Annotated in this window: 1 protein-coding gene; it reads left to right on the top strand. The window is 46.6% G+C overall.

The genetic code is table 11. The features are described from left to right. Nucleotides 1-999 (top strand): tandem-95 repeat protein (locus MKHDV_RS18580; protein ID WP_160717980.1); only part of this gene is annotated, 999 nt, incomplete at both ends.

The raw sequence follows: 999 nt of genomic DNA, 5'->3' as shown, positions 1-999 counted from the left end.
CTACAGCCAATCCGAATATTCAGAACATCTCATACGATGCCGTCAATGAACAGTATGTCATTGAGCCGGTTGAAAACTTCAACGGGGATATACAATTCAACCTGTCCATTACCGATCAGGAAGGGGCTTCAATCCAGCGTACCATCGGTGCGAACTTTGATCCTGTAAACGACGTGCCGACTGCCGATCTGACTACTAATTTCAATACAGGTGTGGAAGACCAGACCCTGTACATTACCCGTGCTGACATCATATCAAGCCTGAATATTGATGACGTGGAAGACGGCCAGAATGTCATTCTTGATCTGACCACAGCCAATCCGAATATTCAGAACATCTCATACGACGCCGTGAGTGAGCAGTATGTCATCGAACCCGTTGAGAACTTCAACGGTGATGTGCAGTTCAATCTATCAATTACGGATCAGGAAGGGGCTTCAATCCAGCGTACCATCGGTGCGAACTTTGATCCTGTAAACGACATACCGACTGCTGATCTGACTGCTAATTTCGATACGGGTGTGGAAGATCAAACCCTGTACATTACCCGTGCAGACATCATATCCAGCTTAAACATTGCTGACGTGGAAGACGGGCAGAATGTCATTCTCGATCTGACCACAGCCAATCCAAATATTCAGAACATCTCATACGACGCCGTGAATGAGCAGTACGTCATTGAACCCGCTGAAAACTTCAACGGTGATGTGCAATTCAATCTTGCTATTACAGATCAGGAAGGGGCGTCAATCCAGCGCACTATCGGTGCGAACTTTGATCCTGTAAACGACATACCGACTGCTGATCTGACGACTAATTTCGATACTGGCGTGGAAGATCAGACTCTGTACATTACCCGTGCTGACATCATCTCCAGCCTGAATATTGATGACGTGGAAGACGGGCAGAATGTCATTCTTGATCTGACTACAGCCAATCCGAATATTCAGAACATCTCATACGATGCCGTGAGTGAGCAGTATGTCATTGAGCCCGTTG

The sequence above is a fragment of the Halodesulfovibrio sp. MK-HDV genome (genome assembly GCF_009914765.1).
Lineage (GTDB): Bacteria > Desulfobacterota > Desulfovibrionia > Desulfovibrionales > Desulfovibrionaceae > Halodesulfovibrio.
The sequence above is the reverse complement of the archived record's forward strand: the minus strand, read 5'-3'. Positions and strand labels throughout refer to the sequence as shown.